We start from the raw sequence: 6,143 nt of genomic DNA, 5'->3' as shown, positions 1-6,143 counted from the left end.
CCCGCCAATAAGACTCCTTTTTCGACCTTCGCCTGCGATTCGACGGCATACCCGCACCTCCTTGATTGGAGGATGAGCATGCAGGATTTCAAACGAGGGCGGTAGAAGGAGGTGATGTGACGCTTACTCGTCCGGTGTAGTCCCGGCAGGTGCTGCAGAATGTTCACCGCGCCGATGCCGATGGCGTAGACCTCGAACCCCAGCCGTTCGACGTGCCGGATGGCTTCCAGGGCCCATGTCGGCGTATCGGGGTCGCCATCGGTCAGCAGCAGGATGAGCTTGCGGGCCTCACGCAGGGGCAGCATTTCCTGCATTACCCACCACAGGGACTCGGCCAGTGGGGTGGTCCCCACGGCTGCCACCTTCAGTCTCGGATGTACCCGCTGTCCGTGCCGCACCAGGCAGCCCACGGTTTTCTGTTCCGTTGACGCCGGGTCATGACTGGCCGGAAAGGCGGTGATGGCCACGTTGATGCCGATGGTCTCAAGGGCCGAAGCCACGGCATGGCAGGCAGTGCTGGCCAGCCTGATGTTCGGGGTCATGGACCCGGAGCAGTCGAGGAGCAGATGCACGGCGGTGTTGATGCCGACGCGCGTTCCCTTGCGCATGAAGACGCGAGCGTCATCCGTGGCGATGCGGTGGAGCCTGCGCGGGTCGAGTCTCCCGCTTCGTGCCCCGTGGGTCCGGCTGATGGTCGCAGCCTGCAACAGGCCATGAAGCCGCGTCCGCAGGGCCGTCGATGCCCGTTTGGCATCGGCGATGTCGTCGGGGTGCAAGTCCCAGCTTACCTTGTGAGTGACGGTGGCCACGCTCACGGGCAATCCTTCTCGGGCGGGAGACTCACGTTTCAGGGCCTCACCAAGGATTGCGCCGAATTCCAGCGGAAGTTCGTCCTCCTGGGCATGCAGCAGGTTCCGTATCCGTTCCCACGGTGATGCCGTGGGCTGGCTGCCATTGCCAAGCGCACCCTCCGGGGTGCCTCCAGCCTGACTGGCGTCCGGATTCGTACCTGACGCGGGTGGCGGCGTTCCCGTGGCCTTGCCCAGTTCCGCGACAATGGCCCGCGCATGGACAATGGCCTCGTCTGTTGATGCGCACGAGGTGCACACCGCTTCTACAGCGCAGTTCATGCGGGTAAACAGGCCCGGGCAGAGTTTATCGAGATGTGCCGCGATGGTGTCGCGTTGCTTTGCTATGGCCGGGACATCCCATGCCCGAACCGTGAGCAGCAGCCAGTTCAGGAACAGGGCTGCAGGATCGTCCGCTGTCTTGGTCGCCTTGCCGCCGAAAAAATGGCCGATGAGTCAGTCGAAGTTGCCCCGGCAGCCGGGAAAGGCGGCGACCAGACGGTTTTCCACCCTCCAGTCCTCGATGATGTTCCATACATGGTGCTCAAGAGGGGTAAGATTCGCGGCCTTCAGCGCCGCAAAGTCGGTATCCCGCAGGTGGGCGGCCTCTTGGTCGATGTAGCCACGGGCCAGTGCAAGGAAGGTATCGGGCGCGTCCACCGGCAGTGCGGGGAGATGGATCACGCTACCGTCCGTGTAGGCCTCCGTGCCCCCGATGGTCACGGTGACACCGCATTTCCTGCCGAGCACGCTCGCCACCAGCGGCAGCGAGCGCATCACGGCGCGTGCGTCCAGCATGTTGTCCTCCGAATGCGAAAAGGCCCCGAAGCATGGTGCTCCGGGGCCTTTCGTGGCTGGTGAGTATCGGATGGTCAGGCGGCGGTGCCGAGCAGCCGCCAGTATGGTTCGAAGCTGGTCGCCACCAGCGCGCCGATCTGCGCGAGGAAAGGGGCGTAGTCGCCGCGCACCCCGATGGCGTCGAGGTTCTCGTAGTACGCGGCCCGTTGTTCCACCGGTATGATCACCGTGGGGAACCCGGCCCGCGTCAGTTCAAGGTTCATCAGCAGCCGGGCGGTGCGCCCGTTGCCGTCCGTGAACGGGTGGATCACCACGAAGTCGGCATGGACGCGCGCGGCCAGTTCCACGGGGTGCAGGTGCGCCGCCGCATCCGCGTACCACCCGAAGAAGGTGTCCATGCGTTCCTGCACGTGCAGGGCATCGGGCGGGGTGTGCCCCGCGCCGGAGATGATGACATTGCGGGTCCGGTAGCGGCCCGCGTCGTCGGCAATGCCCCGGAGCACCAGTTGGTGCAGGTCCTTCAGGGTGCGTTCGTCCAGCCCGCGCCCATCCCGTACCACTTCTTCCAGAAAGCCGATGGCTTCCCGGTGGTTGATGGCTTCAAGGTGCTCGCGCATGGACTTGCCGCCGATGGTCACCCCGTCTTCCAGCACCACCTTGGTCTCCATGAGGGTCAGCGTGTTCCCCTCGATGGCGTTGGAATGGAAGGTGTACCGCAGCACCATGTCCGCCCGCAGCTCAGCCACCATGTCGGGCGGCAGCGGACGATGCCGGTCGAGCCGCGCCTTGAGGGCGTCGAGTTGGGCGATGTCGATGGGGGGTGTGGGCGATGGCGTTGTCATGGTGTGCTCGCAAGTGGCTTGAAATCGAGTCAACCGTCTCGATAGGTAAACGGGTTGGCGTGGCCTGTCCAGCCGCCTACCACAGCCCGCAATTGGGCAGGACGGGTTGCAGGTCGGGCATGACCTCGCGGGGGATGCCGTCCAAAGCGAGATCGTTCCCAAGGTCGGGCATGTCGTCCTCTCCTCCTTCGGGTTCGTCTGCGGACGCTATCCGTCCATTCTCCGTGCTCCCATCCTGCCGCAGCATGGCATCCAGCAGATCGGACGGGCGATGCCCCTCCATGATCCGTTGTCCATGCTCCATGAGCGCGGACGGATCGCGCAGCAGGACCACCAGCCCTTGCAGCATGAGCAGGTGCGCCCCCTGTATCCTGCCCCGCTTGGGCAGGTTGGCGAAGGCCGTACCGATGAGGTCGGCCACCGGGGCTACCCTCGGTTCCACGAAGGTGAGTCCGGCCAGCTTCTGGTGGATGGTCCGCAAGGGGGACAGCGCCTTGTGGGACACTTCGCTGCGGCCCGCATAGCACTTGTGCCAGGCCTCGGTGGCGGCTTTGGCCACCTCGTCGAACAGGGTCCGGCCAAGCCCTCGCACCTCTTCCGCAAGCCCCTGGGGCACCGGCTCCACATCGCCCGGCGCGGGCGGCACGATGCGGTAGACCTGCCAGCGGAATCCCATGCGGCTGCGCACGTAGTCCGCGCTGACGGTGGAATCGGCGATGATGCGTTCCCACTCGCCGTGCCGGACAATCCAGTCCCGAACGGCGTCATCGTACCGGGTGAGGAAGGTATCCCTGGTCGCCAGGAATTCGGCCCGAATGCGGTCGAGTTCTTCCGCAAGGACGGGGGCTTTTTCCTCCGGAATGCCCCAACCGCCAAGAAAGCGCCCGCCGTGACGGTCGAGCAGGTTCACCGCGCGCGCCTTCAGCGTGCCGAATATCTTCAGTTCCTCGGGTTCGCAGGTGGGTGGAGATGAAGTGACTGTGCGAGCTGTTTTTTAAATGCACATTTTGATTTGTGGGAAAGGATTGTGGTTCAGAATAATGTATTGAAAAGAAAGTGTGGAGAGATATAGATATAGAAGTTAGCTGTGGAGATACTGTCTGGCTTCCCCGATGGATTTGAATACGCATCATCATGTTGTCGATTCTTTGGTGTGGGTTATCAATGTCCGTCGTGGAGTTATTTTTTTATGATAACAATTTATTTTATATTCATGTTTTGGACGTTGTGTTTTTGTCATTTGGAGCACCTGTGGATGCTGTCGGTGCGATTCGATATATAGGCGACATGAATTTGAAAATTGGTTTTCTTGACATGGAATAAGATAAAAAAGTAAACATTTACACTTTTCATGGGGGGAGATTGTTCGCCGCATTTGCTGCGCATGGGGGAAACAGGCGCAGCAAACGGCCCATGGGGAGACGATGACGCCACGCTCGTTCCGGTGCGCATTGCTGTGCGTGCCAATACTGTCGCTATGCCTTTTGCTCTTTGCGTTACCTGGTCGGGCTGCCTCGTCGAACGAGGCCATCCGACAGCAACAGATTCTGCAGCAGCCCGAAGAGCAGCGCAGGCAGGAACTGGAGCTGCGGCATGGGATTGTCGGCTCCCGCCAGCGTTGTCTTACAGCCTTTGCGCCCACGATTGATCGGGGGCACCACGCACATCCCTCATTTTGTTTTGCCAACTCGCCACGATGGGGTCTTCGATGCCCATCGTGGTCTTTTTGTTCGCCTGTAGCATTCTTTGGCACGCCTCTTCCTGAAGGCAAATCATGGTCAACGGGTAATGCCGCGCGATCTGCGCATGGCATGACTGCCGCATCTTCGCCGTCTGTCACAGTAATCCTACGTCTTGAAAACGCCAGATAAAAGCACTCGGGGTCGAGCACGTGCAGAAAAATAGATGCATAATGACATTTTCTACATGGCGAATTCTGGCAGCCATACTCATGGTGCTGCTCATGGGCACAATGGTTTTCGCAGAACCGGGGCAGGACATCCTTCGTCAGCAGAATCAGATCATCCAGCACGAAGAACAGCGCAGGCGCGCCCGTGAAGACGAACTTCGTGAACGAAGGGAGCTTCCGCCAGAGCCTGTTGCCCCTTCCGTGCAGCCGCAAAAAGACATCAAGGGCGATGAGGCAATCTGCTTTCAGGTAACGGAAATTTCCATAGACGGGGTGACGCTTCTTTCGGACAGCGCGCTGCAAGACATCAGCAAACCCTACCTGAATCGCTGCCTGACATTGGGCGACATGAATGCGTTGGTGCGCGACATCACGAATGCCTACGTGGAACGAGGATACGTGGCAGCGCGGGCCTACCTGCCGGAACAGGACATTTCCACGGGCATCCTCCGTATTGCGGTGATCGAGGGCACCGTTGAAGGCATCCTTCTCAACGATGGCACAGGAAAGCAGCAGAACCAACTGATCACCGCGTTCCCCGGGCTGCGGGGCAAGCCGCTCATGCTGCGCGACCTCGAGCAGGGGTTGGACCAGATGAACCGCCTGCCCTCCAACAATGCCCGCATGAAGCTGGAGCCGGGCGCCACGCCGGGGGGAAGCGTCGTCCGCATCGAGAATGCTCCGCAGAAGTCCTGGCGGTTCAATGCGGGGCTTGCCAACAGCGGACAGAAATCCACGGGGCGCGACCAGGCCACTCTTTCCTTTGAAAAGGACAACTTCATCGGATTGAATGACCAGCTTTCCCTCTACAGAAGTGCAGATGCCGCATCCGTTGACGGAGACTCTCCGCGCAGCCAGAGCCTTTCCGCGTACTGGTCCGTTCCCTATGGCTATTGGACAATGTATGGAAGCCTGAACACATACACCTATTCTTCCGAACTGAGCGGGCACGGAACAAGTTACACGTCATCAGGCGAAACAATCACATCTTCGCTGGGGCTGGACCGTGTCGTACACAGGGACAGCAAGAGTAAAAGCATTGCAGGTGCATCAGTAACGACAAGGGAAGTTGCAAACTACATAGAAGACACCAAGCTTACGCTCAGCAGTTACAACCTTTGCACGGGAACTTTCCGACTGCAGCATTCACGTCGCATGGGGCAGGCTACTGGTTCTGCAGGTGTCGAATACCATCACGGCTTTTCCACGATGGGTGCCGAACGCAATCCGGACCAGTATTCCGGCATGCCGGACACGGTCTACGACCGGTATGTCGGTACGGCGTCGCTTTCACTCCCCCTGCCTCCCGACGAGGAACATCTGGCGTTGCGCTCCTCGGTCTATGCCCAGTGGTCGCCAGACACCCTGTACGGCGCGGAACAGGTTGTCGTGGGTGGGCTTTATTCCGTGCGCGGGTTCCATGACGAAAGCGTCAGCGGCAACATGGGCGGTTACTGGCGCAACGAGATCACATGGAGCCAGGCCCTGCCGCAGCTCCCCGTGCAGGTGCTCAATCGCCTGCTGTCCACGATGCAGCCGTATGTCTTCTACGATGCGGGGTACGTACACCCCCAACAAGACCGCGACCTGGACAAGGGTATGCTGCAGGGCGCGGGGGTAGGCATGCGCCTGCGGGGCGAGTTCGCCTCCGTCGAGTTCATGACCGGCAAGGCGCTGGATCGCCCTGCATCCGTCAAGGACGACGACTGGACTTCCTATCTTTCCGTAACGCTCACGTTCTAGGTG

General features: G+C 60.6%; 4 protein-coding genes and 1 pseudogene. 1 reads left to right on the top strand and 4 read right to left on the bottom strand.

Annotated elements, in window-relative coordinates:
• From FVW27_RS01155 to FVW27_RS01140, 4 genes and pseudogenes are all read right to left on the bottom strand, one after another.
• The coding region (locus tag FVW27_RS01155; protein WP_167122014.1) for a cobaltochelatase CobT-related protein at nt 1–1,130 on the bottom strand (1,130 nt) is incomplete at its 3' end.
• Nucleotides 1,131–1,304: 174 nt separating this feature from the next.
• Nucleotides 1,305–1,646 (bottom strand): hypothetical protein, encoded by a 342-nt coding sequence (locus tag FVW27_RS01150; RefSeq protein ID WP_167122012.1) that lies wholly within the window; start codon nt 1,644–1,646, stop codon nt 1,305–1,307.
• Nucleotides 1,647–1,720: 74 nt separating this feature from the next.
• On the bottom strand, nt 1,721–2,488 hold the full coding sequence (locus FVW27_RS01145) for a Fic family protein (protein ID WP_167122010.1): 768 nt from the start codon (nt 2,486–2,488) through the stop codon (nt 1,721–1,723).
• A gap of 76 nt (nt 2,489–2,564) precedes the next feature.
• Nucleotides 2,565–3,434: pseudogene (locus FVW27_RS01140) on the bottom strand (DUF3150 domain-containing protein); the annotation flags it as partial.
• 1,005 nt (nt 3,435–4,439) lie between these two features.
• On the opposite strand from FVW27_RS01140, the gene FVW27_RS01135 reads away from it, so the two are divergent.
• Nucleotides 4,440–6,140: a ShlB/FhaC/HecB family hemolysin secretion/activation protein gene (locus FVW27_RS01135; RefSeq protein ID WP_167122008.1), complete on the top strand. Its 1,701-nt coding sequence runs from the start codon at nt 4,440–4,442 to the stop codon at nt 6,138–6,140.
• Nucleotides 6,141–6,143 lie beyond the last annotated feature (3 nt).

The organism is Nitratidesulfovibrio liaohensis, assembly GCF_011682075.1.
GTDB classification, from domain to species: Bacteria; Desulfobacterota; Desulfovibrionia; order Desulfovibrionales; family Desulfovibrionaceae; genus Cupidesulfovibrio; species Cupidesulfovibrio liaohensis.
Note: the sequence above shows the minus strand (reverse complement) of the source record. Positions and strands in the feature narration are given on the sequence as shown.